This is a genomic window from Actinoallomurus rhizosphaericola, from assembly GCF_024055675.1.
In the GTDB taxonomy this organism is placed as follows: domain Bacteria; phylum Actinomycetota; class Actinomycetes; order Streptosporangiales; family Streptosporangiaceae; genus Actinoallomurus; species Actinoallomurus soli.
Genome location: NZ_JAMXMW010000004.1, coordinates 306,973 through 333,580, shown reverse-complemented (window position 1 = coordinate 333,580; position 26,608 = coordinate 306,973). Strand labels below are relative to the sequence as shown.

Sequence of the window (26,608 nt, the reverse complement as noted above, 5' to 3'; positions counted from 1 at the left end):
CGTGTCAATCAACGTTGGTCGTGGAATGACCGTGTTGGTTGATCCTCGCTTGGGGCGAGCGACTCCCCACCAGCGGTGGGGCGGGCCTCGGCCGGCCAGGGGACCCTTTGGCGGTGCCGTGATGGGGGCGTCGTCTCGGGTCACGCCGTGCCGGCCTGGCACCGGGCAGGTGCCGTCCGGCTCGACGGTGCGTGATCACCACCGGGAACGGGTTCTTCTTCGTGGTGGTGATGGGTCCGCCCATCGTGCGATGGGCGATGTTGGCGCCGCCGACCAGGTCGCGGTGCCCGCTGAAACCACAATGCATACAACGGAAGCGGCGGCCGGTCGGTTTGGGAACCCGCCGCCCGCACACCGGGCAGGTCGAAGACGACCCGCGCTCATCGACCAGCTCAAGACGGATCCCGGCTTGTTCGGCCTTGTCTTTCAGACAGCGGATCAAATAGCCGGGCCGCCAGTCCCGCACCCGCTGGTTGTGCCGCCGCCCCGCCTTCAACTCCAGCACACCGCGCGGATCACCGACCTGTAGCGTTCCGATCCGCCGCTGGGCCGCCCACTCGATGACCTGTTTGGCGGCCTCGTGCTGGGCCTGTTTGATCCGGCGCTTGTGCCTGGCCTCAAGCTTCCTTTGACGGGCACGGTACTTACGCCACCGCCGCGAACCCGCCTGCCCCGGTTTCGGCGCACGCCGGGCGACGGCACGCCGCCGGTACTTGGCGTCTTTCAGATGCAGGTGGGCCTCGGCGCGCAGCGCCCGCCCCGACACCAACAGGCCCTCCCCGCCGGGTCCGGCCACCGCGAACGGGTGGATCACTCCCAGGTCCACGCCCGCCACCCGCTCGGGATCGGGCTCGTGACCGGGCGGGTGAGTGGCGACGGGGACCTCGGCGGTCACCTCGACGAACAACCGCGAACCCTCGTTGAGCAACGTGACCGAGCGGACGCGTTCGGCCGGGTAGGGCAGGTCCCGGTCCAGCCGCACCCACAACGGCGGGCGGCCCCGGGCGACCGCCAGGCGCAGACGCCGGCCGTCGATGGCGAAACAGCCGTGGCGGAACCGCACCGGCATCAGACGCCGTTTACGGCGCGGGAACCCCGCCGAGGCGTCCCCGCCGGTGCGGCGTTTGGCGGCGGCGAACCACGCGTCGCTGTAGCGGCGCAGCACCCCTTCAGCACACGTGGAGTTCAGCTCACCGAACGCCCCGGGCCCGGCCTGATGCAGCTCCCGGCACAACTGCTGGAAATCGGTGATCGCAACCAGCCCACGCTGGCGCCGCCACCGGTTCATGTCCAGGACGCAGGCCCATACGTCCCCGGCCGCGACCAGCAACCTGAAACACCGCCGCCGCTGCGCCGGGGTGAGGCGCACGCCGACCCGGGCGGTGCGCACCACCACCCGGGGAGCATCCGGATCGACACGTCGAGGCACGAGGCGATTACAGCAGGTGCCTACGACAAAACCCGGACCACAGGGAACACCGAGGTACCAGGTCGCCGGACAATTCCGAACGATGACGACGCCACGAACCAGGTCATCTGACACGGCACTCACCGGGCGGTACGAACACGCCACCGAACGAATGCCTCCACACCGCCGCCACCAAGGCGAACCTTGCTTGATGCGGCACTAGGAGGGATTCGGGGACTCCGTTCAGTCCTGCTGGAAGTAGTGCCCCTGCTCCAGGTCCTCGAGGAGTCCCGGATGCGCCGGCTCCCACCCGAGCACCTTGCGCGTCACCTCGCTGGAGGTCGGGTTGTCCACTCCCACGGCGGGGCCGAGGAAGGCGAACCGCTCGGCGGCGTCCGACGCGGCGATGCTCGTCGTGGGAACGCCGACGCCGCGCCCGATGGCCGCCGCGATGTCGCGGAAGGGGATCCCCTCGTCCGCGACCGCGTGCAGCCGGCTTCCGGCCGGCGCGCTTTCCAGGGCGAGGCGGTACACCCGCGCCGCGTCGAGCGTGTGCACCGAGGGCCACCGGTTGGCCCCGTCCTCCACATATCCCGACACGCCGGACTGACGGGCGATGCCGATCAGGATGTGCACGAAGCCGTGCCGGTCGAGCGTGCTGTGCACGATCGGGGGCAGCCGGACGACGGAGGACCGTACGCCGTGCTCGGCGAGCCCGGTCACGAAGTTCTCCGCGTCGACCCGCGGACCGCTGTCGGCGAAATCGGCCTCGGTGCCCGGTCGCCCGGTGATGCCCGCCGAGATGAGCATGAGCGTTCCGGAGGTGGTGACGAGCGGCCTGCCCGTTCCTTCCAGCCCCGAGGCCAGCGCCTTGATGGCGGCGAGGTCGGCGGCGACCGCGGCGGCCATATCGCCGACCCCCATCAGGTCGTGCTTGAAAGCGAGGTGGATGACGCCGTCGGCCGTCGCGGCGGCCTCCCGCAGCCCGTCGAGATCGTCCAGGTCGCCGCGCCATACCTCGGCGCCGGCGGCCGTGAGCGCCTCGGCCGAGCCGTCCGAACGCGCCAGCCCAACGACCTGATGCCCCGCCTGCAGCAGCTCCGGCACGACCGCCGAGCCGATGTGCCCCGACGCTCCGGTCACGAATACACGCATGGTGAGCCCTCCTAGGGCGAGTGATGTCACCTGGTGCCATCACTATAGCAGGGTCATGACACCAGGTGACATCGGTTAGTCTTCTCCCATGGGGAGATGGCGGCCGGACGCGCGGGCGCGGCTGCAGGAGGCGGCCATGGCCCTCTACGGCGAGCGCGGGTACGACGAGACGACCGTCGCGGAGATCGCGGAACGCGCGGGGCTGACGAAACGCACGTTCTTCCGTTATTTCGCGGACAAGCGCGAGGTCCTGTTCTGGAACTCGGATCTCCTGGAGCAGCAGATGGTGGCCGCCATCGAGGCCGCTCCCGCGTCCGCCTCGCCTCTCGACGTGATCGGCGTGGCGCTGGACGCCGCCGCCGTCCGGTTCGAGGAGGTCCGCGAGTTCGCCGGCCTGCGGCACCGGATCGTCGCCTCGAGTTCCGAGCTTCAGGAACGCGAGTTGATCAAGACCAGGTCGATGGCCACCGCCATGACGCGGGCGCTCCGTAGCCGGGGGCTCGGCGACACCGCTGCCTCCCTTGCCGCCCTCATGTGCACGACCGTCATGCACGTCGCCTTCGAGCAGTGGATCGACGACCCGGACCGGACGCCGTTCCAGCAGTTCGCCAAGGACACCCTGGCACAGCTCCGGGAGCTCGCCACCACCGGCTGATCCCGTCAGCCGGGCGGGCGGGTGCGGAGGCCGTCGAAGGCGACCTTGGCGACGGCGTCCGCGAGGTCGGGGCCGCCGATGTGGCCCTGCGGGCGGTACCACTCGATGAGCGAGTTGACCATGCCGAACAGCAGGCGGGCGGTGGTGGCCGGGTCGACGTCGCTTCGCAGGTCGCCGTCGGCGACGGCGTCGGCGACGAGCCCGGCGACGATGCGGTCGAACTCCCGCCGCCGTTCGAGGGCGTCCCGCTCCACTTCGGTGTTGCCGCGCACCCGCAGCAGGAGCGTGACGAAGGGCAGCCGGTCGACCAGGACCGTCACACTGCCCCGTACGAGGTGCTCCAGGCGGTCGACCGCACGCCCGGGGACGGAGTCCAGCTCGTCGGCCAGCGCGAAGAGCCCGTCGAGGGCGCGGTCGACGGCCAGCCTCAGCAGCTCCTGCTTGCCCGGGACGTGGTGGTAGATCGCGGCCTTGGTGACGCCCAGCTCGCGGGCGAGGTCGTCCATGCTCGTGCCGTCGAAGCCGCGCTCATTGAACAGGCCCACCGCGACCCGCAGCAGGGACTCCCGGTCATGGCCGGGCCGGCCGCGCCTGGTCCGCCGCGCTCCGGACGGCGTGCCGGGCGGCGTGGCCGTACGGTCAGCCGGTCGTCCCCTTCCCTCCGCCATGGTTGCACGGTAGCATGAATTACCTACCATTCGGTCAGTTAATCGATCCTGGAGGCCGGCTCCATGACCGCACTGCACAGCTACGTCGGCGGCCGGTGGCAGGCGCCGACGGGCGAGGGCATCCCGCTGCACGACGCGGCGACCGGCGAGGAGATCGCCCGCGTCTCCACGGCGGGGATCGACATGGCCGCCGCCCTGGAGTACGGCCGCCGCGTCGGCGGTCCGGCGCTGCGCGAGCTCACCTTCCACCAGCGCGCCGCCCTGCTGAAGGCGCTGGCCTCGCACCTGCGCGAGCACCGCGAGGAGCTGTACGCGCTGTCGGCCCGGACCGGCGCCACGCTGAACGACTCGCGCTTCGACGTCGACGGCGGCATCGGCGTGCTGTTCGCGTACGCGAGCCGGGGCCGCCGCGAGCTGCCGAACGACACCGTCTACGTCGAGGGCCCGGTCGAGCCGCTCGGCAAGGGCGGCACCTTCGTCGGGCAGCACGTCTGCACCCCGCTGCGCGGCGTCGCCGTCCAGATCAACGCCTTCAACTTCCCGGTGTGGGGGCCGCTGGAGAAGCTCGCCCCCGCGTTCCTGGCCGGGATGCCCAGCCTGATCAAGCCGGCGGAGCAGACCGCGTACCTCACCGAGCGGCTGGTCCGACTGATCGTCGACTCCGGCCTGCTGCCGGAGGGCGCGGTGCAGCTCGTGTGCGGCCCGCCCGGCGACCTGCTCGACCACGTGACCGACCAGGACCTGGTCGCGTTCACCGGCTCGGCCGCGACCGCGCGCAAGCTCCGCGCGCACCCGGCGATCGTCCGCGAGGCGGTGCGGTTCACCGCCGAGGCCGACTCGCTGAACTGCTCGATCCTCGGGCCGGACGCCCGGCCCGGCACGCCCGAGTTCGACCTGTACGTCAAGCAGCTCGTCACCGAGATGACGGTCAAGGCCGGGCAGAAGTGCACCGCGATCCGGCGGGCCCTCGTCCCGGCCGAGCTGATGGACGACGTCGCGGCGGCGGTCCGCGAGAGGCTGGCCAAGGTCACCGTCGGCGACCCGTCGCGCGAGGACGTGCGGATGGGCGCCCTGGCGAGCCTCGACCAGCGCGAGGAGGTCCGCCGGGCGGTCAAGGCCCTGCGCGGCGCCGCGAAGCTGATCTTCGGCGACCCCGACCACGTCGAGGTGCTCGGCGCCGACGCCGACCGGGGCGCGTTCGTCTCCCCCATGCTGCTGCGCTGCGACGACCCGGACCGCGCCGAGCTGCACGAGGTGGAGGCGTTCGGGCCGGTGTCGACGCTCCTGCCGTACGACTCGGCGGAGCGGGCGATCGAGCTGGCCGCGCGCGGCCGGGGCAGCCTCGCCGGATCGGTGGTCACCGCCGACACCGGGTTCGCCCGGGAGATCGTGCTCGGCCTCGCTCCGTGGCACGGCCGGATCCTCGTCCTCGACCGGGACGACGCGAAGGAGTCGACCGGGCACGGCTCGCCGCTGCCCGGCCTCGTCCACGGCGGCCCCGGCCGCGCGGGCGGCGGCGAGGAGATGGGCGGTCTGCGGGGCGTGCTGCACCACATGCAGCGCACCGCCGTCCAGGCCGACCCTGCGACGCTGAGCGCGGTGACCGGCCGCTGGGTCGCCGGCGCGCCGCGGCGTACGCACGTGTCCGGCACCGGCGAGGGCGTGCACCCGTTCCGCAGGTCCCTGGCGGAGCTGCGGGTCGGCGACGCGGTGACCGCCGGGCCCCGCACGGTCACCCTGGAGGACATCGACCACTTCGCGGAGTTCACCGGCGACACGTTCTACGCGCACACCGACGAGGAGGCGGCGAAGGCGAACCCGCTGTTCGGCGGGATCGTCGCGCACGGCTACCTGGTGGTGTCGCTGGCCGCGGGGCTGTTCGTCTCCCCCGAGCCGGGGCCCGTCCTGGCCAACTACGGCCTGGAGAACCTCCGGTTCCTCACGCCGGTCAAACCGGGCGACGAGCTGACCGTGACGCTGACCGCCAAACAGATCACCCCACGGGCGAACGCCGACTACGGCGAGGTGCGCTGGGACGCCGACGTGACCAACCAGACCGGGGAGTCGGTGGCCAAGTACGACGTGCTGACCCTGGTCGCGAAGGAGGCCTCATGACCGTCGTGGCCGAGGAGAGCCTCGAACGGCACTTCGAGCACACGATCGAGCGGGATCAGCGGATCGAGCCGCGCGACTGGATGCCGGACGCGTACCGCGCCACGATGATCCGGCAGATCGCGCAGCACGCGCACTCGGAGATCATCGGCATGCAGCCCGAGGGCGACTGGATCACCCGGGCGCCCTCGCTGCGTCGCAAGGCGATCCTGCTCGCCAAGGTGCAGGACGAGGCGGGCCACGGCCTGTACCTCTACTCCGCCGCCGAGACCCTGGGCGTCGACCGGGCCGACCTGACGACCCGCCTGATCGAGCGGCGGCAGAAGTACTCCTCGATCTTCAACTACCCGACGCTGACGTACGCCGACGTCGGGGTGATCGGCTGGCTCGTCGACGGCGCCGCGATCTGCAACCAGGTGCCGTTGTGCCGTAGCTCGTACGGCCCGTACGCGCGCGCGATGATCCGCATCTGCAAGGAGGAGTCGTTCCACCAGCGGCAGGGTTATGAGCTGCTGATGACGATGATGCGCGGCACCGGCGCGCAGCGGGCCATGGTCCAGGACGCGGTGGACCGCTGGTGGTGGCCGAGCCTGATGATGTTCGGCCCGCCCGACGCGGACTCGCCGAACACCGCGCAGTCGATGGCCTGGAAGATCAAGCGGCACACCAACGACGAGCTGCGCCAGCGGTTCGTCGACATGACGGTGCCGCAGGCCGAGGCGCTGGGCGTCACGCTCCCCGACCCCGACCTGAGGTGGAACCCCGAGCGCGGCCACCACGACTTCGGCCCGATCGACTGGGACGAGTTCAAGCGGGTGCTGCGCGGCGACGGCCCCTGCAACGCCGAGCGCGTCGCCCGCCGCCGCCGCGCCCACGAGGAGGGCGCGTGGGTCCGCGAGGCCGCCGCCGCCCACGCCGCGAAGCGGAGGAGCGAATGAGCGAGCGCGCGTCGTCTGGACTGAGGAGCGCCGGGAGCGAAGCGACCAGAGCGACGAGGGAAGACGGCGCGTTGGGCGCTCGCTCACCGCGCTCGCGGAGCGAGCGCAATCCGGCGCAGAGCGATCTGTACGAGGTGTTCGTGCGCGGCAAGCGCGGGCTCAACCACGTCCACGTCGGCTCGCTGCACGCGCCGGACGACGAGATGGCGCTGCGCAACGCGCGGGACCTCTACACCCGCCGCAACGAGGGCGTGAGCATCTGGGTGGTGAAGGCGTCGCACATCGCGGCGTCCAGCCCGGACGAGAAGGACCCGTTCTTCGCGCCGTCGGCGGACAAGGTCTACCGGCACCCGACCTTCTACGACATCCCCGACGACGTCCCGCACATGTGAGGCCACGGTGTCCTTCGACAACGTCTACGAGGCCCTGAGCGGCGACGGCGACGCGCGGTGGGCGTTCGGCACCGGGTTCGCCGACCCCCTCGCCGGCGTCGACACCACCGTTCCGCCGGACGTCGACCCCGCCGACCTGGCCGCCTACTGCCTCATGCTCGGCGACGACACCCTGGTCATGTCGCACCGGCTGCAGGAGTGGTGCACGAACGCGCCGGACCTGGAGGAGGAGGTCGCGCTCGCCAACATCGGGCTCGACCTCCTCGGCCAGACCCGCATGCTGTACGCCCGCGCGGGCCACGCCGACGGCACCGGCCGCGGCGAGGACGCCTACGCCTATTTCCGCGACCCGGAGGAGTTCGCGAACGTACGGCTCGCCGAGACGCCGCGCGGCGACTTCGGCGACCTGATCGCCAAGCTGCTGGTGTTCGCGACCTGGCGGCTCGCGCTGCTGCAGCGCCTGATCCCCTCCCGCGACCCGGTCCTCGCCGCGATCGCCGCGAAGGGCGTCAAGGAGGTCGCCTACCACCGCGACCACGCCGCCCAGTGGGCCGTGCGCCTCGGTGACGGCACCGACGAGTCGCACCGGCGGATGCAGGCCGGGCTGGACCGGCTCTGGCCGCTGGTCGGCGAGCTGTTCACGCCGCACGAGGTCGAGGAGCGCCTGGCCCGCGCAGGCGTCGCGGCCGACCCCGCCGCCCTGCGCGCTGAATTCGACGCCGTACTCGACCAGGTGCTCACGGCGGCGACCCTGCGCCGGCCCGAAGCGCCGCCGGAGCCGGGCGGGCGGCGCGGCGCGCACACCGAGGCCCTCGCGCCACTGCTCGCCGAGCTGCAGAGCGTGGCCCGCGCGTTCCCTGAGGCGACGTGGTGACCACGGTGACGGACGCGCGGGCGGTGGCCGAGACGGTCACCGACCCGGAGCTGCCCATGCTCACGCTCGCCGACCTCGGCGTGCTGCGCGACGTGACCGAGGAGGACGGCCGGGTCGTCGTGACCATCACCCCGACCTACTCCGGCTGCCCCGCGATGGACGCCATGCGCGCCGACCTGATCGGCGCGCTGCGCGCGGCGGGCCACGAGCGGGTCGAGGTGCGCACGGTGCTGCACCCGCCGTGGAGCACCGACTGGATCAGCGCGGCGGGCCGCCGCAGGCTCGCCGAGGCCGGCATCGCGCCGCCCGGCGCCGCCCCGCGCCGCGCGGAGGGGCCGATCCCGCTCACCCTCGGCCCGACCGTGCGCACGGTCCGGTGCCCGCGCTGCGGGTCCGCCGACACCGAGGAGACCTCGGCGTTCAGCGCGACCGCGTGCCGGGCGCTGCGCCGGTGCCGTGCCTGTCTCGAACCGTTCGAGCACGTCAAGGAGATCTAGGTGACCGTCAGCACACCGGCGCCCGCGCGGGCGCGCGGAGGGTTCCACCGGCTGCGGGTCGCGTCGGTGGAGCGGCTGTGCGCCGACGCGGTGGCGGTGACGTTCGACGTCCCGCCGGAGCTCGGCGACGTGTACGCCTTCCGCGCGGGCCAGTCGCTGACACTGCGCCGCGAGGTCGGCGGCCGGGAGGAGCGGAGGTCGTACTCGATCTGCGCTCCCGAGGGCGCCGCGCCGCGCGTCGGCGTCCGCGAGGTCCCGGACGGGCTGTTCTCCTCCTGGCTCGTACGGCGGGTGCGCCCCGGTGACGAGATCGAGGTCGGCCCGCCGACCGGCGGGTTCACGCCCGGCGACGAGACGGCCGGGCACCACGTGTTCGTCGCCGCCGGATCCGGCATCACGCCGATCCTGTCGATCGCCGCCACGGTCCTGCGCGAGCCGGCGGCCACCGCGACCCTGCTGTACGCGAACCGGCGCGTGGACACCGTGATGTTCGCCGACGAGCTGGCCGACCTGAAGGACCGCCACCTCGACCGCCTGGAGCTCGTCCACGTCCTGTCGCGCGAGCCGCTGGAGACCGAGCTGTTCACCGGGCGGCTGGACGCCGCCAAGTTCACCGCGCTGCGCGCGCTGCTGCCCCCGCTCGCGGACGTCGCGCACTGGTGGCTGTGCGGCCCGTACGCGATGGTCGAGGACCTGCGGGCCGTGCTCGACCGGGAGGGCGTCCCGGCGGGCCGGGTCCACCGGGAGCTGTTCTTCGTCGACGACGTGCCGCCCGTGCCGGTCCGCCACGAGGACGCCGCGCCCGACGGCGCCACCAGCGAGGTGACGATCCTTTTGGACGGCCGCGCGACGACGGCCGCCGTGCCGCGCGACACCCCGCTGCTGGATGCGATGCAGCGGGTCCGGCCCGACCTGCCGTTCGCCTGCAAGGGCGGCGTCTGCGGCACCTGCCGGGCCAGGGTCACCGACGGCAAGGTCCACATGCGGCGCAACTTCGCCCTGGAGGAGTCGGAGGTCGACGCCGGATTCGTGCTCACCTGCCAGTCGACACCGCTGTCCGACCGTGTCGGCCTCGACTACGACGCCTAGGGCCTGTCCCCCAGCGGGGCTGTGGGACAGGCCCTAGGCGTCGGGCCGGTGGGCGGGGCCGTGGGAGTCGCCGCAGTGCTCCTCCGGCCGCCGGCCGATCGACAGCAGCGGGTCGGGGTTGTGGTCGACCTGCAACGTGGTGTGGGTGATCCCGTACTCGGCCAGGACCGCCTCCAGATCGGCGCGCACGGCGTGGCAGTCCTCCCCCGGGGCGACCAGGACGTGCGCGGAGGCCGCGGTCATCCCCGCCGTGATCTGCCAGATGTGCAGGTCGTGCACCTCGGTGACGTACGGGCGGGCGGCCAGGGCCCTGCCGACCTGCTCCGGGGAGACGCCCGCCGGCGCGGCCTCGAGGAAGATCCGCCCCGACTCGCGTACCAGCCCGAGCCCCGCCTTCACCATCAGGACGACCACGACCAGGGAGGCGATCGCGTCGGCGCGGGCGAACCCGGTCACCAGCATGACCAGTCCGGCGACGGCCGTGGCGATGAAGGCGTACGCGTCGGTGAGGATGTGCCGGAAGGCGCCCTCGACGTTGAGGCTGGTGCGGTCGGCGCGGGAGATCAGCCAGGTGGCGCCGACGTTGACGACGATGCCGACCAGCGCGGTGACGAGCACGAGGCCCCCGGTCACCTGCGGCGGGCTGATCAGCCGCCGGATCGCCTCATAGGTCAGCCAGGCCGACAGCAGCAGCAGAGAGAGCCCGTTGGCCTGGGCGGAGAGGATCTCGGCGCGCTTCAGACCGTACGTGTAACCGCCCCTCGGCGGCTTGGCGGCCAGCCGCATCGCCACCAGCGCCAGCGCGATGGACGCGGCGTCGGTCAGCATGTGCGCCGCGTCGGAGATCAGCGCCAGTGAGCCCGCCAGCACGCCGACGGCGACCTCGCCGACCATGAACGCGACGATCAGGCCGAGCGCCCCGCTCAGCAGGCGGGCGTCGGCGTCCTCGCCGATGCCGTGGGCGTGGCCCGCGTGGCCGCCGGCGGACCCGTCGTGGTCGTGCTCTTCGCTCATGTCACGTCTCCCTCGGTCTGGCGGCGCTCGGGGTGGGCGGCGGCCGGGGCGTGGCCGATGTGGGTGAGGGCGACGTCCAGCAGCATGCGCACGTGCGCGTCGGCGAGCCGGTAGTAGGCCATCCGCCCGGACCGGCGCGCCTGGACGACCCGGTGGGCGCGGAGCAACCGCAGATGGTGGGAGACGGCCGACTCGCTGGCGCCGGCGACCGCCGCCAGGTCGCAGACGCACATCTCGCCCTCCAGCAGGGCGACCAGGACCTTCAATCGGCCGGGGTCGGCGAGCAGCCCGAAGACGTCGGCGACCTCGGCGACGTCGTTCGCGGGCGGCATGGACGCGCACACGGTCGCGACGCGGCCGGGGTCAACGACGCGCACCGCGCAGGACTCGAGACCCACGACCACCTGGTCATCTGAACGATTGCTCATACGTCGCACCCTACGACGGGCGCGGAGCGTCGCCAACCCTCCTACCCCGGCACCCGCTTGACGGCGATCACCGCGACGTCGTCCTCCAGCCTCTCCGCCGCATAGGCGCACAGGTCCGCGTGCAGGCGCTCGACGAGCCGGGCGGGATCGTCCTCCTCCCACGCGAGCAGACGGTCCCGGAGGGGATAGAACACGTGGTCGGCGTCACGGGTCTCGATCACGCCGTCGGTGTACAGGAGCAGCAGGTCACCGGGCCGGAACGGGAACGAGTCGACGTGGGAGTCCGACTCGGCCAGCTCCCCCAGGCCGAGCGGCGGCGCGGTCCGCGTCGCCCGCAGCTCCCTGACCCGTCCGCGCGTCAGCAGCAGGGGCGGCGGATGCCCACGGTTCACGATGTGCACCTGGGGCTCTTCGTCGGGGATGTCCAGTACGGCGGCGGTGACGAAGTTCTCCCCCAGATCTCCTCCTCCCTCCTCCAGCGTGGTGAGCTCGACGGTGGCGGCGCCGTCGAGGAAGGCGAGCAGCTCGTGCAGCGCCGACCGCCGGTGGGCGGCCGCACAGAACGCCCCCATGACCAGGGCGGCGCTGTCGACGGCGGCCAGGCCCTTGCCCCGGACGTCCCCGATGATCAACCGTGTCCCCCGCGTTATCCGCGCCGCGCCGTACAGGTCACCGCCGATCCTGGCCTCCTCCTGGGCGGTCAGATACAGCGAGGCGATCCGCAACGGGCCGATCCGCTCGGGCAGGGGACGCATCAGCGCCCGCTGGGCCGTCTCGGCGACCGAGCGCACGATCGCGAGTTGCCGCTGATGCCGCCGGCGTACGGCGGAGAAGAACACGATCAAAGCCGACACCAGGAACAGAGAGATCACGTGCGACTCGTACTCCGGGAGTCCTCGCCAGCGGTCGTGCGCGGCCACGAGCACGTCGGCGCCGATCGCCGCCATCCCGATCAGCGCGACCTCCACCGGCCCGGCGAAGGATGCCGTGAGCGCCGGCCCCACGATCAGCAGCGGGCCCAGGTGGATCCGGGGCCCGGTGGCGATGTCCGCCACCACGATCAGCCCGATCAGCACCAGCGGCAGGAGAATCAGCGCACGGCCCCGCCACCACGCCCGCGGGCCGGCCGTACGGAGGCGTCGGATCCGTCGCACCATTCCTGCGTACCCGCTGCGGGCACGCGCCGACACCGGGACGTCGCTAGGCGGGCGTCCGCTTGATCGCGATGATCGCGACGTCATCGTTCAGCATCTCGTGGGTGTACGCGCACAGGTCGGCGTGCAGGCGCTCGACGAGCCGCCCGGGATCGTGCTCGTCCAGCATGCGCAGGCGCTCCTGGAGGGGGTAGAACGCGCCGTCGGCGGCGCGGGCCTCGATCACGCCGTCGGTGTAGAGGAACAGGACGTCACCGGGACCGAAGGGGAAGGTGTCGACCAGGGCGTCCTCCGGGGCGAGGTCGCCCAGGCCGAGCGGCGGCGCCGGCCGCGTCGCGATCAACTCCGTGACCTCTCCGTGCGCCAGGAGCAGAGGCGGCGGATGCCCGCGGTTCACCACGTGCACGCACGGCTTCTCGTCGGGGACGTCCAGCACGGCGGCGGTGACGAACCGCTCCCCCCAGCCCGGCCCACCGCCGTCCGCCGGGACGGGATCGACGGCGGCGGCGCCGTCCAGGAAGGCGAGCAGGTCGCGGAGCGCCGACCGCTGGTGGGCGGCGGCCCAGAAGGCCCCCACCACCAGAGCCGCGGTGTCGACGGCGGCCAGGCCCTTGCCCCGGACGTCCCCGATGATCAACCGCGTGCCCCGCGCGATGCGCGCCGCGCCGTACAGGTCACCGCCGATCCGCGCCTCCTGTTCGGCGGTCAGGTACAGCGAGGCGATCCGCAACGGGCCGACCCGCTCCGGAAGGGGACGCATCAGCACCCGCTGGGCCGTCTCGGCGACCGACCGCACGAGCGTCAGCTCCCGCCGGTGCCGCTGCCGCAGGGTGGAGACGAACATCATCACACCCAAGATCATGATCAGTGAGGAGAGCTGCATCTCATACTCCCCGACACCGCGCCACGTCTCCGAGACGCCGACGATCACGTAGGCCGTGACCGCCACCAGCCCGACGACGGCGACCTCGCCGGGGCCGGCGAAGCAGGCCGTCGTCGCCGTCGCCACGCTGAGCAGCGGGCCGAGATGGACCTGCGGCCCGTTGACGAGGTCGGCCGCTCCGATCACCACGACCAGGGCGAACGGCAGGAGCATCAGCGCGTGGCCCCGCCACCGGGACCGTGCCCGGCCCGAACGGTCAGCACTCAACCGTCGCACCATCCCTGCGTACCCGCTGGTCGGCGGTGAACCATCGCGGAACCGCTAATGCCGGACGCCTTCGACGACGGGCGTCCCGGTCCCGGCCCGCCGCTCAGGGGTGCGGACGTGCTCCGGCAACAGGCCGTAGATCATGATCCGGGCCATCGCCTGGGACAGCAGCCGTCTGCCCGCCGCGGTCTCGAGGACGGCGGGGAGGCGCGGCTCGGTGTCGCCGAGGGCCCGGTCGACGATCCGGCTCTGGACGACCCGCTGCACGGTCTGGGTGCCGATCGTGGGGACGGCCCGGCGGCGCTGGACGCGGCGCACCAGGCCGGGGTTGAGCGTACGTTCGAACCGCGCCGGGTCGGCCTGCGCGCGGTACAGCGGATCGGCCAGCAGGTTGGCGGCCGCGACGGCGTCCTGTACGGCGAGGTTGATGCCGACACCGCCGATCGGCGACATCGTGTGGGCGGCGTCCCCGATGGCGAGCAGACCCGGCCGGTCCCAGCGCGCGAGCCGGTCCAGGCCGACTTCGAGGAAGGCGACCTCGTCCCAGGCGTCGATCTCCCCGACCCGGTCGGCCAGGAACGGCACCAGCGCCGCCAGCCGGTCCCGCAGCGCCCGGAGCCCCTGGGCACGGACCCGCTCGTACGACCCCTTCGGGATCAGGAACGCGATCTGCCAGTAGTCCCCGCGGTCGATCGTCGCCGCCATCTGACCCCGGCCGATGTAGCCGCCGAGGCCGCTCCGGTCGCCGGGACGCCGGGAGATCCGCAGCCACAGGACGTCCATCGGCGCGCCGAGCTCGGTGGGGACCATGCAGGCCGCCTTCCGCAGGTCGGACCGGCGGCCGTCCGCCGCCACGGTGAGGACCGCCCGCAGTTCGCGCTCGCCCGAGGGGTCGCGGTAGCGGAGTCCGCGCACCGCGCCGCCCTGTTCGATCGGGCCGAGGACCTCGGCGTTCATCAGCAGGCGGAAGGCCGGGTACCGCCGCGCGTGCTCGACCAGCAGGGTCAGCAGGTCCCACTGCGGGATCATCGCGATGTGGCGGTACCGCCACCGGGTGAACCGCGTGAGGTCCGCGTCGATCAGCGGCCGCGTGTCCGTCCCGATCCGCAACGTCGTCAGCTTCCGGTGCGGGATACCCTCCAGCGCGCCGACCAGCCCGAGCTCGTCGAGCACCCGCAGCGTGGACGGATGGACCGTGTCGCCCCGGAAGTCGCGGAGGAAGTCCCCGTGTTTCTCCAGGACCGTCGTCCGCACCCCGGCACGGGCCAGGAGCAGGCCGAGCATGATCCCGGCGGGACCGCCGCCCGCGATGGCGCAGGTCGTCGTCTGAGCTTCCGGCATCTCAGGTCCCCTGCCTCGTCGGGACGATGACGTACGCGGACGCCGTCGTGGCCCATACCCGGACCCGGCACCCGTGAACCCGGACCGTCCCCCACCGGCCGGCATCCGCCCGCCTGCGGCATCGTCCGGGCACCGGCCATCGGCGCCGAGGGTTCACCTCGTTCTCACGACGAGAACCCTCGGCGTGATCACGCGAGGTCCTGCCGCGCGCGTCGCGTGCCCCGAGCTTGCGGGGCGTACCGAGAGGAGGACCGCGCCGGGACCGCCGGCGAGGCGGTCCCGGCGCGGACCCGGCCTAGGCGATGCCGAACACGCGCTCGGCCGTGCGGTGGGCGATCGCCGTCCGCTGCTCGCCGGTCAGCGGCCCGTCCCGCAGGAAGGCCACGGCGGCCGCCGGGTCCTCGTACGGGTAGTCGATCGCGAACATGATCCTGTCCGCGCCGACCGCGCGCAGGGCCAGCCCGAGCACGTCCGGATCGTCGATGCCGCTCGTGGTGATCACGAAGTTGCGCCGGAAGTACTCGCTCGGCGTGAGCGACAGGCGCGGCATCGGCGTGGCCGCCCCGGCCGTCCGCGTCGCGAACGCGTGCCGGTTGTCGATCCGCCGCAGCCAGTACGGGATGCCTTCGCCGAGGTGCCCGAGCACGACGGTCAGGCCGGGGTGGCGGTCGAGCGTGCCGCTGAGGATGAGCCGCATGGCGTGCAGCCCGGCCTCGGCCTGATAGCCCCAGATCGCTCCGGGCAGCCCGTAGTCACGGTAGGCGGCGAGCATGCTCGGCGCCCGTGGGTGCAGGTAGATCGGCGCCCGGTTCGCCTCGGCCGCCGCCAGGAGCGGCGCCAACTCCGGCTCGTCCAGGTACCGCCCACCGGTGTGCGAATTGATCATGATGCCGTTGAGTGCGAGCGGGCCCATGGCCCGCTCGATCTCGGCGGCTGCGGCGACCGGATCCTGCGGCGCCACGGTGGCCAGCCCGCCGAACCGCGTCGGACGCCGCCGTACGATCGCGGCCAGCGCGTCGTTGAACTCCCGGGCCAGGGGCACGGCGTCGGCCACCGGGTAGGGCTGGACCCCGGGCGGGTTGAGGCTGAGCACCGCCATGTCCTGTCCCAGCGCGTCCATCTCCCGCAGCCGGGCATCGAGATCGACGAGCCGGGCGCGGAACTCGGGAGGGGTCTCGATCGTGCGCATCAGGTCGATCTCGGTCTCGTCGCCCGGCACGACGTCCAGGCCGTGCGCGACGCGCAGGAACGCGTCGGTGGCCATGTGCTCCTCGACCGCGATGACCTTCATGCCCGCCGTCCGCCGTCGACCGACAGCGCGATCCCGGTGACGAAGGACGCGGCGTCCGAGCACAGCCAGACCGCCGCCGCCGCGGCCTCCTCGGAGGTGGCCAGTCGGCCGAGCGGCGTCATCGCCGCCTGCCGCGCGATCATGTCGGTGCCGGCCGCCACCTCCTCGAACCCGGGCGTGAGGGTCGGGCCGGGACAGACGGCGTTGACCCGGATGCCGTCCGGGGCGTAGTCGACCGCGGCGACCTTGGTGAGCCCGACGACGCCGTGCTTGGCGGCCACGTAGGCGGGGGCGGTCGGGATCGCGTACAGGCCGCCGTTGGAGGCGACGTTGACGATCGCGCCGCCGCCGCGCCGCCGCAGGGCGGGCAGCTCGTACCTCATGCAGAGGAACGTCCCGGCCAGGTTGACGTGGACGACGCGCTCGAACTCGTCCAGGGTCATCTCGTCGAGCCGCCGGTGGTGGGAGGCCAGGCCGGCGTTGTTCACGGCGAAGTCCAGGCCGCCGTACGCCGTGACCGTGCGCTCGACGGCCGCCTGGACGGAACGTTCGTCGGCGATGTCGACGGCGACGGCCAGCGCCTCGCCGCCGTCCTTCCTGATCATCTCGGTGGTCTCGGCCGCCGTGCTCTCGTCGATGTCGAGCACGGCGACCGTGGCGCCGTTCCTGGCGAACTCCAGCGCCGCCGCGCGGCCGATCCCACTGCCGGCGCCGGTGACCAGTCCCACCTTCCCGGACATCGCGCTCATGCGCCCTCCTTCGTCGGGGTGGTGGCCAGAGGCACCGTGTCGTTGATTCGCTCGCTCCGCTCGCTCATGCCAGCGGCTCGTGGTTCGCCCAGGCGACCTTGTACGGGTGCCGCGACTGCCAGCGGTCGATGACCTCATGCAGGCCGGGAGCGGTGAACCCCTTCGCCAGCGCGTCGAGGTCGGCCACGGTGACCTGCACGATCGCGGTGGCGATCAGTGCCGGAATCGACTCCTCTCCCGGGATGGGCAGGTGACGCCGCGTCACGACCGACTGGGCGAAACCGGCGTCGAGCATGACTCGTTCGATATCCGCGAGGTACTGATCGAGCTCGGCGTCGGGCAGGGGCTCATCGAAGGAAACGAGCATCGTGTGCTGAATCATGCTGTTGATTCTCGGGGGCCTGAGCCGCCCCTGTCCAAGACCGGCTCGATCATCGGCGATAACCCGGAGGAATGGGTTAACCGGAAACTCGCGAGCTCGAACACTTCCTCGCGGTCGCCCGACGAGCTGTGAGACGGGGAAGGGGCAGCGATGGCCAAGCTGGACCCGTCGTGGGTACCGGGGTACTCCTTCGTCCCCCAGGCCATGGGTACGGGGACACTCGGTCCGACGGCTGGACCCGGCGGAACGGCGTGGTCATGCTGATCGCCGACGACGACCCCGTACGCCTGGAGTTCGTACGCCGGCGGTGAACCGCCGCCGGCCATCGGCGCCGAGGGTCTTCGTCGTCCTCACGACGAAAACCCTCGGCGCAACGGTCCTCAGACCGCCGTGCTCAGCCAGTCCTCGAAACTCTCGGGGGCGAGGGTGGCGGCCGGGCCGGGTAGCAGTGCTCCGGCCTTCACCAGCTCACGGTCCGGGTCCGCCGGGTTCTCGACGCCTTCGACGCGCACCGGGTCGCCGCGCCGGGCGGCGAGACGGGTGGCCATGTCGACGAGCTCCTCCTCCCGGGGACCGGCGATCTCCCAGATCGGCGCCTCACCCGACGCGGCGGCCGACGGCTCGGCCTCGGTGGCCAGGTCGGCGAGAGCCTCCGCGACCGCCTCGGCGGCCACCGGCTGCACGCGCATCCGCGGCACGCGGCTCACCTCGCCCTGCCTGCCCCATTCGAGCGTCTGCCCGGCGAACTCGTGGAACTGCGCCGCGCGCAGGATCCGCACGGGGACCGGCCCCGACAGCACGGCCCGCTCCTGCGCCGCCTTGGCCGCGAAGTATCCCCCGGAGAACCGGTCGACTCCGAGGATGGACAGGACGACCAGGCGGCGCACGCCGGCCCGTTCCCCGGTCTCCTGCAGGTTCCGGGCCACAGTGGTGAAGAACTCCGTGGCCGCGGCCTGGTCGGTCGTTCCGGCGTTGGTCACGTCGATGACGCAGTCCGCACCCGCGACGGCGGCGGCCAGCCCGTCGCCGGTGACCACGTCCACCCCCGCCGAACGCGAGATCGCGACGACCTCGTGTCCCCTGGCCTCGAGCACGCCGACGAGGTGGCGGCCGACCATCCCGCTCGCCCCTGCTACCGCGATCCTCATGTCCGACTCCCTGTCCCATCGGCTCGATGTCATCCGTCGCCAGGGAGACGAGACAGGACATCGGGATGTGACGGGAGAGTACGCGGAAGATCTCCCGGCCGCCCCGTGCCCCAGACCGCCGGAGGCGGCGCCGCCCGATGCCGACCGCCGGGCCCCGCGCCGTGGCCTGCGGCAGAACCCCGGCACCTTCTCCGCTGGAGGCCGCCCCGGCGCACGGATCACTCAGGTCGGAGTGTGAAGGCCGTCGAGGATGACGGTGATGGCCCGCTGCGCCTGCTGAGGCCCGGCGGGCACATCCAGGACGCACCCTGTCGGGGTCGCGGCCTGGGCCAGGAACGGGATGTCCTGCCAGCCCACGTCGTCGCGCAGAACCCCGGCCCGGTGAGCACGTTCAGTGATGCGGTGCAGAAGGTCCAGGAGGCGACGGCGCTGTGCGGCGACGCGGGGGCCGCCCTGTTCGTCGAGGGACCCTGACAGACCGGCGTTCTCACGGGCGCGCAGCGCGAGACTGGTGAAGACGCCGGTGAAGCCCTCCCACGGGTCGGGGCACTCGAGGGCGCGTTCCGCTTCGTCGATCAACTCGTCGAGGATGTCGAGCAGTACGGCCGCCATGAGCTGATCCCGTTGAGGGAACCGTCGATAGACCGTGCCGACGCCCACGCCGGCCAGCCGTGCGATCTCGTGGTAGCTGACGCCGAGTCCGTGGACGGCGACAGCGCGCCGGGCCCCGGCCAGGACCAGTCCGGCGTTGCGTTGCGCGTCGGCACGCGGCGCTTTCACCGGTGTCTCACCGGTGGCTCCCTCGGATGGCATGCCGTCACCATACCCAGAAGTGGACAGCAGTCGTCCACTTCCGTACGCTGCCGTTAAGTGGACAGGATCTGTCCATTTAGCGAAAGGGTGTCGCCATGTCCTCACGTGTGTGGCTGGTCACGGGCGCGGCGGGTGGCCTCGGCCGCGCGGTCACCGAACGGGTCCTCGGCGCCGGGGAACGGCTGATCGCATTGACGCGCAGCCCGGAGCGCCTGGCCCTGCCGGCCGAAGGCCACCCCGGTCGGCTGCTCGCGGTCCGCGCCGACATCACCGATCCCGCCCAGGTCCGGCAGGCGGTCGAAGACACCGTCGGCGCCTTCGGCAGGCTCGACGTGGTCGTCAACAACGCCGGCTACGCCCTCCCCGGCCCGCTGGAGGAGCTCGACGAGAAGGACCTGCGCGCCCAGTTCGACATCAACGTCTTCGGCCCTGTCAACGTCCTGCGCGCGACCCTGCCCTACCTACGGGCCGCCCGCCGAGGACACGTCCTGCAGATCAGTTCCATCGCCGGGCAGAGCGCAGCGGCCGGAATGAGCGCCTACACCGGCAGCAAGCACGCCCTGGAAGGCATCTCCGTCTCCCTGGCCGCCGAACTGGCCCCTCTCGGTGTCCATCTCACCATCGTCGAACCCGGTGCGGCCCGGACCGACTTCCGCCGACGGTGGACCGACCGCGCTGCAGGGCGGGCCACCATCGCCGACTACGCCCCGGTCCATCAGGCACTCTCGGCGACCGGCGCCGACGCGGAAAGCCGGCGGGGCGACCCCGCCCGCATCGCCGACGCCCTGTACGCCGTGGCCGGAATGGACCGGCCGCCGCTACGTCTGCCATTGGGCAGCGACGCCGTGGCCGCCATCCGGCGCGCCCGCACCGCACAACTGGAAGATCTGGACAGGCACGAGGCACTGAGCCTGTCCTCCGACGAGCGTTTCGGAGGCTGACATGCCGGAGAACACGGACACCGCGATCGTCACCGGGGGCAGTGACGGCCTGGGCTACGCCATCGCCGGCGCCTTGGCGGCCCAGGGCGCCGACCTGATTCTGGTCGCACGCGACCCCGGCAGGCTGGAGGCGGCTCGCGAGTCCCTGCTACAACATGGCACCAGCGTGCACACCCTGGCCGCCGACCTGTCCGATCCCGGTGCCGTCACGGCGGTCGCCCAGGAGATCCTGACCCTGACCGACCGGGTGGGCACCCTCGTGAACAACGCCGGAACGGCGCACTTCGGATCCTTGAGCGACACCTCCGCCGAGGAGTTCGACGCCATGTGGCAGCTGAACGTCAAGGTGCCCTTCCTGCTCAGCCGGGCTCTCCTGGGCGCGCTGATCCTCGCTCGGGGCAACATCATCAACATCAGCAGTTACTGGGCGCACAAGATGGCGGCCGGCCGCTCCTCGGCGGCCTATTCCGCCACTCGCGGCGCGATCAACTCCATGACACGGGCCCTGGCCAACGAACTCGGCCCGTCCGGTGTGCGTGTCAACGCCATCGCCCCCGGCGCCGTACACACCCCCACTTACGAACACGCCTACCTGGGGCGGATGAGCCCTCAGCAACGCGAGGCGCATGACCAGCAGATCTCCATCGCCTATCCCCTGGGGCGGATCGGCCGGCCCCAGGACATCGCGGAGGCCGCGGCCTACCTCGCCTCCTCCCGGGCCCAGTGGACCACCGGTGTGATCCTCGCCGTCGACGGTGGACTGACCGTTCGCTGACTCCGCGTTCGCGACGAGGGCCGGGCCGGTCGGCCGCCGCCGGGTGAAGGCGGCGAGGGCCGGCCGGCCGGGCGGGGCGTCAGCGGGGGAAGTCGGTGCGAGCCCAGTCGGAGCCGTCGCGGCTGTCCGCGCCCGCGAGGGGGCCCAGAACGGCGAGGGCGATGAGCATCGCGAACACGATCAACATGGCGGGTTCTCCTCCGACATCAGTCTTCTTCTCTGTTGCTCCTTACATTTTCCGCCTCTCAACCATGAAGGTCCAGCGAGCTTTGCTGCATGGAATCTGTAAGCTCTCCTGAATGATCGACCTCGTCCGGTTGCGGGTGCTTCGCGAGCTTCAGCTGCGCGGTACGGTCGGCGCGGTCGCCGACGCGCTCGGCTACAGCCCCTCGGCGGTCTCCCAGCAGCTGGCCCAGCTGCAGAAGGACGTCGGAGTGCGGCTCACCGAACGGGTGGGGCGCCGCCTGCGGCTGACCGAGGCCGGCGAGACCCTGGCCCGCGCCGCCGACGGCCTGCTCGCCCAGGCCCGGCAGGCGGAGGAGGCCGCGCGGGCCGCGTGCGGGGTGGTGGCCGGGACCGTGCGGATCGTCGCCTTCCAGACCGCGCTGCTCAATCTGGTGGCGCCCGCGCTGGACGCCCTGTCGGCGCGCTACCCGGACCTCGTCGTCGAGGTCCTCGACGACGAGTTCGAGCGCGCCCTGCAGGCACTCGTACTGCAGGAGGTCGACCTGGTGATCAGCAACCAGTACGACGCCGTCCGGCGCCCGCGCACCGCCGGGCTGACCGACGAGCTGCTGCTCACCGAGCCGACCCGGCTGATCCTGCCCGCCGGGCACCGCCTGGCCGCCACGGAGGCGCCGGTACGGGTGGCCGACCTGGCGGGCGAGGTATGGGCGTCCGGGCATCCGGGGACCGCGCACGCGGAGCTGACCGAGCGGCTCTGCGTGGAGCACGGCGGTTTCCGGCCCGAGGTCCGGTACCGCTCCAACGACCTGCTCGTCATCCTCGCCCTCGCCGCCCACGGCCAGGCGATCGTGCTGCTCCCCGAACTCGTCCGGTTCACCGACCAGTCCGGCATCGCGATCCGCGACCTGGCCGACGCCGACGTACGGCGCCGCGTGCTCGTCTGGACGCGGCGCGACGGTGACGTACGGCCGTCGGTGCGCGCCGTCCTCGACGCCCTGCACTCCGCCGCCGACGGGCTGGCCTCCGTACGTCCGGGCGTCACGCGCGGAGAGTGATCCGCCCGCGAGGCCGCATCTGGCGGGCCCCGTCCCGTACGGGAGATCGGTGCCGGTGCTCTCATGACCCCCGCGCCCAGGGACGTGTGGCCTGGTCGGAGGGCTCGTCCTGCCACTCGCTCCAGGAGAGCGGTGTACCTGGCGTCACCCCGGAGACGGAAGCCCGCGCCATGGGCGTCGCACTCGCCCGTCGGTTCAATCGAGTCCATGAAGCCTTCACGGACGAGAAGATCACTGGCACTCGCCGGGGCCGTTCTGGCCGCCTCCGTCATCGGCGGCGCCGCGACGGCCTCGGCCGCTCCCCCGGTCACGGGAACGCTGCCGCCGCTGGACCCGGCGGCGCTGCGCGCGGCCATCGCCGGGCTGCCGAACGCGACGGTGACGGGCGCGATGGTGAAGATCACCGGGCCCGCCGGCCACTGGAGCGGCACCTCCGGCGTCGGGAACGTACGGACCGGGACGCCCGTTCCGGCGGACGGCCGGTTCCGGGCCGGCAGCATCTCCAAGGTGTTCACCGCGGCGGTCGTCCTGCAGCTCGCCGCCGAGCACAAGGTCGACCTCGACCGGTCCGTCCAGTCCTACCTGCCGGGCCTCCTGCCCGCGTCCTACCCCGAGGTCACCGTACGGCAGATCCTCGACCACACCAGCGGGCTGCCGCACGGCGGCAGCCTCGGCGAGCCGGAGGGCGACCCGAACCAGTGGTTCGTGGACCACCGGTTCGACAGCTGGACGCCCCAGGAGATCGTCGCCGACACGATGAAGTACCCGATGGACTTCCCGCCCGGCACCCGCCAGCGCTACAACGGGATCAACTACTTCGTCGCCGGACTGCTCATCGAGAAGGTGACCGGACGGTCCTACGCCGACGAGGTGCAGCGGCGGATCCTCCGGCCGCTGCACCTGAACGCCACGTACGTCCTCGACCGGCGCGACCCGCGCCTTCCCGGCCCCCACTCCCACGGCTACGTCGCGGTGACCACGAACGGCACGACCGTGCTGCACGACGTGTCCGAGCAGAGCCCCTACCCGTGGGCCGAAGGCGGGATCATCTCCAGCGCGGACGACCTCACCCGTTTCATCCGCGCCCTCTTCCAGGGCCGCGTGGTGCCCCGGTCCGTGCTCGGCGCGATGTTCACCGTGCCGAACGTGGAGTACGCCGACAAGGCCAACTGCAACATCGGGCCGGACGCCGGCCGCGCCTGTTACAGCGCGGGCCTGACGCGGACGACCCTGCCGAACGGCCTGACCGGCTGGGGCAAGACGGGCTCCCGCCCCGGCTACACCAGCGGGATGTTCGCCACCCGCGACCTCCGCCGCGTCCTCGTCTACTCGCTCAACCCCACGGGCAACAAGGACGGCTCGGAGCAGCCCTACGTCATGAAGATCGCCGCTGCCGCCTTCGACCCGTCACTCGACGCTCCCACCTCGGGCTGACCCTCAGCGGGGGCGGCGGGGGGCGGCGTCGCGTTCGCGGCGGACGGTGGGCTTGCGGCCCTTGATCGTGGTCCTGCGGAGGGCCTTGATGACGTCGTCCGCCGCGCCCTCGGGGATCTCGACGAGGGAGAACCGGTCGGCGATCTCGATGGTGCCGATGTCGCGCCCGGCCAGGCGGGACTCGCCGGCGATCGCGCCGACCAGGTCCTGCGGCCGGATGCCGGCGCTGCGGCCCGCTCCGACGAACAGCCGGGTCATGCCCTGCGCGGGACCGCGGCCGCGACGGTCACGGCGGCCGCCGTCCCGGCGTTCGCGGCCGTCACGGCCGTCGCGGCCTGGCTTGTAGGCGACCTCCGGGATCTCCTCCTCGTCGACCGTCGCCCCGCTGGAGTCGTACGCGAGCTTCACCGCGGCCAGCGCCACCTCCATGACGTCGAACTCCTCGGCGAGCGGCTCGACGATGGCGAGGAAGTGCTCCAGGTCGTCCTCGAGGAGGCTCTCGCGCAGCGCCGCGCGGGTCAGGTCGAACCGACGGGCCCGCAGGTCGGCGACGGTGGGGACCTTCTGCACGGTGATCCGCTGCTTCGTCTGGCGTTCGATCGCCTTGAGCATCCGGTGCTCGCGCGGCTCGGCGAGGGTGATCGCGACGCCCTCGCGGCCCGCGCGGCCGACCCGGCCGATGCGGTGCACGTACGACTCGGGCGCCGAGGGGACGTTGTAGTTCACGACGTGGGTGAGCTGCTCGATGTCGAGCCCGCGCGCGGCCACGTCGGTGGCGATGAGCAGCTCGGCGGTGCCGTTGCGCAGCCGGCTCATGACCCGGTCCCGCTGTTCCTGGCTCATCCCGCCGTGCAGCGCCTCGGCGCGGTAGCCGGAGCCGTTCAGGCTCTCGGTGAGCTGATCGACCTCCTCGCGCGTACGGCAGAAGACGATCGCGGCGGCGGGCGACTCGACGTCGAGGAGCCGGCCGAGGGCCGCGGGCTTGTGCGCGCGGGCCACGACGTACGCGTCCTGGCGCACCTTCGGCGCCTCGCCCGGCGCCGGCGCCTCCCGGCCCATCTGGATCCGGACCGGCTCGCGCAGGTAGCGCCCGGTGATGCCCTCGATGCGCGGCGGCAGCGTCGCCGAGAACAGCACGGTCTGACGGTCCTCCGGGGTCTCCTGGAGGATCGCCTCGATGTCCTCGGCGAAGCCCATGTCGAGCATCTCGTCGGCCTCGTCGAGCACGACGGCGCGGACGGTCTCCAGCTTGAGGGTGCCGCGGCCGATGTGGTCGAGGGCCCGGCCCGGCGTGGCCACCACGACGTCGACCCCGCGCTCGATCGACTTGATCTGCCATCCGATCGGCTGGCCGCCGTAGATCGGCAGCGCCCGCACGCCCATGCCCCGGCCGTACCGGTGGAACGCCTGGGAGACCTGGACGGCCAGCTCACGGGTCGGCACGAGGACGAGGGCCATCGGCCCGGCGCCCCGGCCGTCCTCGGGCATCCGCTGCAGGATCGGCAGCGCGAACGCCGCGGTCTTGCCGGTCCCCGTCGCGGCCTGGCCGACGAGGTCGCGGCCCTCCACCAGCGGCGGGATCGCCTCGCGCTGGATGGGGGTGGGCTCCTCGTAGCCCAGGCCGGACAGCGCGTTCAGCAGCTCCGGCCGCAACGGCAGGTCCGCGAAGGTCACGGCGCCGCCGTCGTCGGTCACACCGTCACCGGCCGTACCACCGTCGGTCACACCGTCACCGGTCGTACCACCGTCGGTCACACCGTCGGCGGCCGTGCCGCGGTCGGTCACACCGTCGCCCGTCGCGCCGCCGTCGGTCACGCCGTCGCCCGTCGCGCCGCCGTCGGTCACGCCGTCGCCCGTCGCGCCGCCGTCGGTCACGCCGTCGGACTCGTTGGGGGTCATCATCGACTGGTCCTTCCCAAAGCTCACCTCTACGCCTACACCGTCCCGGTCGGCGCCGTTCGACCGCACCCCGGGTTGGAGCGTTCCTGTAAGGACCGGGCCGATGGGACGAGCACGCAGGCGGGCACGGCCGGGCGGGGGTGAACGCTCGAGGTGGGCGGGTGCCGGGGCACGCCGGTCAGGGCTTTCGCCCCACGCCCGCGACCGACCAGATCATCTCGGGGTCGACGGCGGGTACGCCGGAGTCCGGACGCCAGGCCGGCACCTTGACGATACCGGGCTCGACGAGGTCGAGCCCCGCGAAGCAGGGTTCGACCTCGGCCAGGCTGCGGACGTTGCGCCGCCGACTGCCCCTGACGATCTGCTCGTCCTGGTAGAGCTCGGCGAGCTTCTCGGTGACCTGGGGCCGGGGGTCGGAGATGGCGTGGCTGATCGCCAGGTAACTGCCGGAGGCGATCCCCCGGCGGAACCCCTCGACGATGCGCACCGCGACGTCGTCCTCCGGGATGATGCTGAGCACGCCGACGAGCAGGATCCCGACCGGCTGCCGCAGGTCGATCAGCTCCGTCAGCCGCGGATGGGCGAGCAGCGCGTCGGGGTCGCGCATGTCGGCGCGGATGACCGCGGTCCCGGGCGAGCCGGCGAGCAGCGCCTGGGCGTGGTTGACGACGAGCGCGTCCTGGTCGGCGTACACGACCCGCGCCTCGGGGGCCGTGGCGTGCGCGACCTCGTGCACGCTGCCCCGGGTCGGCAGCCCGCAGCCGACGTCGACGAACTGCCGGATTCCGGCGGCCACCATGAAGCGCACCGCGCGGACGAGGAAGTTACGGGACTCCCGCGCCATGATCGGAAGCTCGGGCGCCAGAGCGAGGGCGCGTTCGGCGGCCGCCCGGTCGGCGGCGAAGTTGTCCTTTCCGCCGAGGATGTAGTCGATCATCCGGGCCTCGTTGGGCATGGTCGGGTCGAAGCCGGACGACCTCGAACCAGACTCCACCTTCGCCCCCTCACGGACCACCACAGGTCGAATGATCCCAGAAACCGACGCCTACCGCAGAACTAC

27 protein-coding genes are annotated in these 26,608 nt (G+C 72.4%); 12 read left to right on the top strand and 15 right to left on the bottom strand.

From position 1 onward, the window contains the following. Nucleotides 1–4: 4 nt before the first annotated feature. Together NE234_RS12780 and NE234_RS12775 are read right to left on the bottom strand one after the other, a co-directional pair. Nucleotides 5–1,396: an RNA-guided endonuclease InsQ/TnpB family protein gene (locus tag NE234_RS12780; RefSeq protein WP_252779168.1), complete on the bottom strand. Its 1,392-nt coding sequence runs from the start codon at nt 1,394–1,396 to the stop codon at nt 5–7. Nucleotides 1,397–1,651: 255 nt separating this feature from the next. After that, complete coding sequence (locus NE234_RS12775) at nt 1,652–2,563, bottom strand: SDR family oxidoreductase (protein ID WP_252779167.1); 912 nt, start codon at nt 2,561–2,563, stop codon at nt 1,652–1,654. 88 nt (nt 2,564–2,651) lie between these two features. Between NE234_RS12775 and NE234_RS12770 the strand changes: the two genes are divergently transcribed. After that, the gene (locus NE234_RS12770; RefSeq protein WP_252779166.1) at nt 2,652–3,218 is read left to right on the top strand and encodes a TetR family transcriptional regulator; all 567 of its coding nucleotides are present in this window, start codon (nt 2,652–2,654) and stop codon (nt 3,216–3,218) included. Nucleotides 3,219–3,223: 5 nt separating this feature from the next. Here the strand turns inward: NE234_RS12770 and NE234_RS12765 are convergent, their stop codons facing one another. Continuing rightward, nucleotides 3,224–3,886, bottom strand: a complete 663-nt coding sequence (locus tag NE234_RS12765; protein WP_252779165.1) for a TetR/AcrR family transcriptional regulator — start codon at nt 3,884–3,886, stop codon at nt 3,224–3,226. 63 nt (nt 3,887–3,949) lie between these two features. Between NE234_RS12765 and paaZ the strand changes: the two genes are divergently transcribed. The 6 genes from paaZ (at nt 3,950) to paaE (ending at nt 9,788) form a co-directional block, all read left to right on the top strand. Next, on the top strand, nt 3,950–6,001 hold the full coding sequence (paaZ, locus tag NE234_RS12760) for a phenylacetic acid degradation bifunctional protein PaaZ (protein ID WP_252779164.1): 2,052 nt from the start codon (nt 3,950–3,952) through the stop codon (nt 5,999–6,001). Then, a complete protein-coding gene (gene paaA, locus NE234_RS12755) occupies nt 5,998–6,936 on the top strand; it encodes a 1,2-phenylacetyl-CoA epoxidase subunit PaaA (protein WP_252779163.1) in 939 nt (312 codons plus the stop codon). Before paaZ ends, paaA begins: the two co-directional genes overlap by 4 nt. 71 nt (nt 6,937–7,007) lie before the next feature. Continuing rightward, the gene (gene paaB / locus NE234_RS12750; protein WP_252779162.1) at nt 7,008–7,328 is read left to right on the top strand and encodes a 1,2-phenylacetyl-CoA epoxidase subunit PaaB; all 321 of its coding nucleotides are present in this window, start codon (nt 7,008–7,010) and stop codon (nt 7,326–7,328) included. Nucleotides 7,329–7,335: 7 nt separating this feature from the next. Next, nucleotides 7,336–8,202 (top strand): 1,2-phenylacetyl-CoA epoxidase subunit PaaC, encoded by an 867-nt coding sequence (paaC, locus tag NE234_RS12745; protein ID WP_252779161.1) that lies wholly within the window; start codon nt 7,336–7,338, stop codon nt 8,200–8,202. Next, nucleotides 8,196–8,699 carry a 1,2-phenylacetyl-CoA epoxidase subunit PaaD gene (paaD, locus tag NE234_RS12740; RefSeq protein WP_308206880.1) on the top strand — a complete coding sequence of 168 codons (504 nt, stop codon included), beginning with the start codon at nt 8,196–8,198 and terminating at the stop codon, nt 8,697–8,699. Before paaC ends, paaD begins: the two co-directional genes overlap by 7 nt. After that, on the top strand, nt 8,700–9,788 hold the full coding sequence (gene paaE / locus NE234_RS12735; RefSeq protein ID WP_252779160.1) for a 1,2-phenylacetyl-CoA epoxidase subunit PaaE: 1,089 nt from the start codon (nt 8,700–8,702) through the stop codon (nt 9,786–9,788). It abuts the gene before it with no gap. Between the two features lie 33 nt (nt 9,789–9,821). Here the strand turns inward: paaE and NE234_RS12730 are convergent, their stop codons facing one another. From NE234_RS12730 to NE234_RS12695, 8 genes are all read right to left on the bottom strand, one after another. Beyond that, on the bottom strand, nt 9,822–10,802 hold the full coding sequence (locus tag NE234_RS12730) for a cation diffusion facilitator family transporter (protein WP_252779159.1): 981 nt from the start codon (nt 10,800–10,802) through the stop codon (nt 9,822–9,824). Next, complete coding sequence (locus tag NE234_RS12725) at nt 10,799–11,230, bottom strand: ArsR/SmtB family transcription factor (protein WP_252779158.1); 432 nt, start codon at nt 11,228–11,230, stop codon at nt 10,799–10,801. The genes NE234_RS12730 and NE234_RS12725 overlap by 4 nt, the downstream gene beginning before the upstream one ends. Nucleotides 11,231–11,271: 41 nt before the next feature. Beyond that, complete coding sequence (locus NE234_RS45290; protein WP_252779157.1) at nt 11,272–12,384, bottom strand: PP2C family protein-serine/threonine phosphatase; 1,113 nt, start codon at nt 12,382–12,384, stop codon at nt 11,272–11,274. A gap of 46 nt (nt 12,385–12,430) precedes the next feature. Further along, nucleotides 12,431–13,534, bottom strand: a complete 1,104-nt coding sequence (locus NE234_RS12715; protein ID WP_252779156.1) for a PP2C family protein-serine/threonine phosphatase — start codon at nt 13,532–13,534, stop codon at nt 12,431–12,433. A gap of 54 nt (nt 13,535–13,588) precedes the next feature. Next, entirely contained in the window at nt 13,589–14,875 is a 1,287-nt protein-coding gene (locus tag NE234_RS12710; protein ID WP_252779155.1) for an FAD-dependent oxidoreductase, read from the bottom strand. A 295-nt stretch (nt 14,876–15,170) separates the two neighbouring features. Then, entirely contained in the window at nt 15,171–16,166 is a 996-nt protein-coding gene (locus tag NE234_RS12705) for an amidohydrolase family protein (RefSeq protein WP_252779154.1), read from the bottom strand. Beyond that, nucleotides 16,163–16,915, bottom strand: a complete 753-nt coding sequence (locus tag NE234_RS12700) for an SDR family NAD(P)-dependent oxidoreductase (protein WP_252779153.1) — start codon at nt 16,913–16,915, stop codon at nt 16,163–16,165. The genes NE234_RS12705 and NE234_RS12700 overlap by 4 nt, the downstream gene beginning before the upstream one ends. Nucleotides 16,916–16,979: 64 nt before the next feature. After that, the gene (locus tag NE234_RS12695) at nt 16,980–17,297 is read right to left on the bottom strand and encodes a hypothetical protein (RefSeq protein ID WP_252779152.1); all 318 of its coding nucleotides are present in this window, start codon (nt 17,295–17,297) and stop codon (nt 16,980–16,982) included. A gap of 170 nt (nt 17,298–17,467) precedes the next feature. Between NE234_RS12695 and NE234_RS12690 the strand changes: the two genes are divergently transcribed. Then, nucleotides 17,468–17,608, top strand: coding sequence for a hypothetical protein (locus NE234_RS12690; protein WP_252779151.1), 141 nt, complete (start codon nt 17,468–17,470; stop codon nt 17,606–17,608). 69 nt (nt 17,609–17,677) lie between these two features. Here NE234_RS12690 and NE234_RS12685 read toward each other — a convergent pair whose 3' ends face one another. Then, nucleotides 17,678–18,445, bottom strand: a complete 768-nt coding sequence (locus NE234_RS12685; RefSeq protein ID WP_252779150.1) for an SDR family oxidoreductase — start codon at nt 18,443–18,445, stop codon at nt 17,678–17,680. A 222-nt stretch (nt 18,446–18,667) separates the two neighbouring features. Continuing rightward, nucleotides 18,668–19,258, bottom strand: coding sequence for a TetR/AcrR family transcriptional regulator (locus tag NE234_RS12680; protein WP_252779149.1), 591 nt, complete (start codon nt 19,256–19,258; stop codon nt 18,668–18,670). A 95-nt stretch (nt 19,259–19,353) separates the two neighbouring features. Between NE234_RS12680 and NE234_RS12675 the strand changes: the two genes are divergently transcribed. The 4 genes from NE234_RS12675 to NE234_RS12660 all read left to right on the top strand — a co-directional run bounded on the left by NE234_RS12675 (nt 19,354) and on the right by NE234_RS12660 (nt 23,649). Continuing rightward, the gene (locus tag NE234_RS12675) at nt 19,354–20,199 is read left to right on the top strand and encodes an SDR family NAD(P)-dependent oxidoreductase (protein WP_252779148.1); all 846 of its coding nucleotides are present in this window, start codon (nt 19,354–19,356) and stop codon (nt 20,197–20,199) included. A 1-nt stretch (nt 20,200) separates the two neighbouring features. Then, nucleotides 20,201–20,974, top strand: coding sequence for an SDR family NAD(P)-dependent oxidoreductase (locus tag NE234_RS12670; RefSeq protein ID WP_252779147.1), 774 nt, complete (start codon nt 20,201–20,203; stop codon nt 20,972–20,974). A 299-nt stretch (nt 20,975–21,273) separates the two neighbouring features. Continuing rightward, nucleotides 21,274–22,215 (top strand): LysR family transcriptional regulator, encoded by a 942-nt coding sequence (locus tag NE234_RS12665; RefSeq protein ID WP_252779146.1) that lies wholly within the window; start codon nt 21,274–21,276, stop codon nt 22,213–22,215. A 207-nt stretch (nt 22,216–22,422) separates the two neighbouring features. Continuing rightward, on the top strand, nt 22,423–23,649 hold the full coding sequence (locus NE234_RS12660; protein ID WP_252779145.1) for a serine hydrolase domain-containing protein: 1,227 nt from the start codon (nt 22,423–22,425) through the stop codon (nt 23,647–23,649). Between the two features lie 3 nt (nt 23,650–23,652). On the opposite strand, the gene NE234_RS12655 is transcribed toward NE234_RS12660, so the two are convergent. Both NE234_RS12655 and NE234_RS12650 read right to left on the bottom strand, forming a co-directional pair. Next, nucleotides 23,653–25,551 (bottom strand): DEAD/DEAH box helicase, encoded by a 1,899-nt coding sequence (locus tag NE234_RS12655; RefSeq protein ID WP_252779144.1) that lies wholly within the window; start codon nt 25,549–25,551, stop codon nt 23,653–23,655. A gap of 175 nt (nt 25,552–25,726) precedes the next feature. Further along, nucleotides 25,727–26,542 carry an SAM-dependent methyltransferase gene (locus NE234_RS12650; protein WP_252779143.1) on the bottom strand — a complete coding sequence of 272 codons (816 nt, stop codon included), beginning with the start codon at nt 26,540–26,542 and terminating at the stop codon, nt 25,727–25,729. Nucleotides 26,543–26,608 lie beyond the last annotated feature (66 nt).

Excerpts from the sequence above, each read along its gene's own strand:
- NE234_RS12775 (WP_252779167.1), bottom strand. The coding sequence starts at position 2,563 with ATGCGTGTATTCGTGACCGGAGCGTCGGGGCACATCGGCTCGGCGGTC.
- NE234_RS12770 (WP_252779166.1), top strand. The coding sequence starts at position 2,652 with ATGGGGAGATGGCGGCCGGACGCGCGGGCGCGGCTGCAGGAGGCGGCC.
- NE234_RS12765 (WP_252779165.1), bottom strand. The coding sequence starts at position 3,886 with ATGGCGGAGGGAAGGGGACGACCGGCTGACCGTACGGCCACGCCGCCC.
- paaZ (WP_252779164.1), top strand. The coding sequence starts at position 3,950 with ATGACCGCACTGCACAGCTACGTCGGCGGCCGGTGGCAGGCGCCGACG.
- paaA (WP_252779163.1), top strand. The coding sequence starts at position 5,998 with ATGACCGTCGTGGCCGAGGAGAGCCTCGAACGGCACTTCGAGCACACG.
- NE234_RS12730 (WP_252779159.1), bottom strand. The coding sequence starts at position 10,802 with ATGAGCGAAGAGCACGACCACGACGGGTCCGCCGGCGGCCACGCGGGC.
- NE234_RS12725 (WP_252779158.1), bottom strand. The coding sequence starts at position 11,230 with ATGAGCAATCGTTCAGATGACCAGGTGGTCGTGGGTCTCGAGTCCTGC.
- NE234_RS12710 (WP_252779155.1), bottom strand. The coding sequence starts at position 14,875 with ATGCCGGAAGCTCAGACGACGACCTGCGCCATCGCGGGCGGCGGTCCC.
- NE234_RS12705 (WP_252779154.1), bottom strand. The coding sequence starts at position 16,166 with ATGAAGGTCATCGCGGTCGAGGAGCACATGGCCACCGACGCGTTCCTG.
- NE234_RS12700 (WP_252779153.1), bottom strand. The coding sequence starts at position 16,915 with ATGAGCGCGATGTCCGGGAAGGTGGGACTGGTCACCGGCGCCGGCAGT.
- NE234_RS12695 (WP_252779152.1), bottom strand. The coding sequence starts at position 17,297 with ATGATTCAGCACACGATGCTCGTTTCCTTCGATGAGCCCCTGCCCGAC.
- NE234_RS12685 (WP_252779150.1), bottom strand. The coding sequence starts at position 18,445 with ATGAGGATCGCGGTAGCAGGGGCGAGCGGGATGGTCGGCCGCCACCTC.
- NE234_RS12680 (WP_252779149.1), bottom strand. The coding sequence starts at position 19,258 with ATGCCATCCGAGGGAGCCACCGGTGAGACACCGGTGAAAGCGCCGCGT.
- NE234_RS12675 (WP_252779148.1), top strand. The coding sequence starts at position 19,354 with ATGTCCTCACGTGTGTGGCTGGTCACGGGCGCGGCGGGTGGCCTCGGC.
- NE234_RS12670 (WP_252779147.1), top strand. The coding sequence starts at position 20,201 with ATGCCGGAGAACACGGACACCGCGATCGTCACCGGGGGCAGTGACGGC.
- NE234_RS12665 (WP_252779146.1), top strand. The coding sequence starts at position 21,274 with ATGATCGACCTCGTCCGGTTGCGGGTGCTTCGCGAGCTTCAGCTGCGC.
- NE234_RS12660 (WP_252779145.1), top strand. The coding sequence starts at position 22,423 with ATGAAGCCTTCACGGACGAGAAGATCACTGGCACTCGCCGGGGCCGTT.
- NE234_RS12655 (WP_252779144.1), bottom strand. The coding sequence starts at position 25,551 with ATGATGACCCCCAACGAGTCCGACGGCGTGACCGACGGCGGCGCGACG.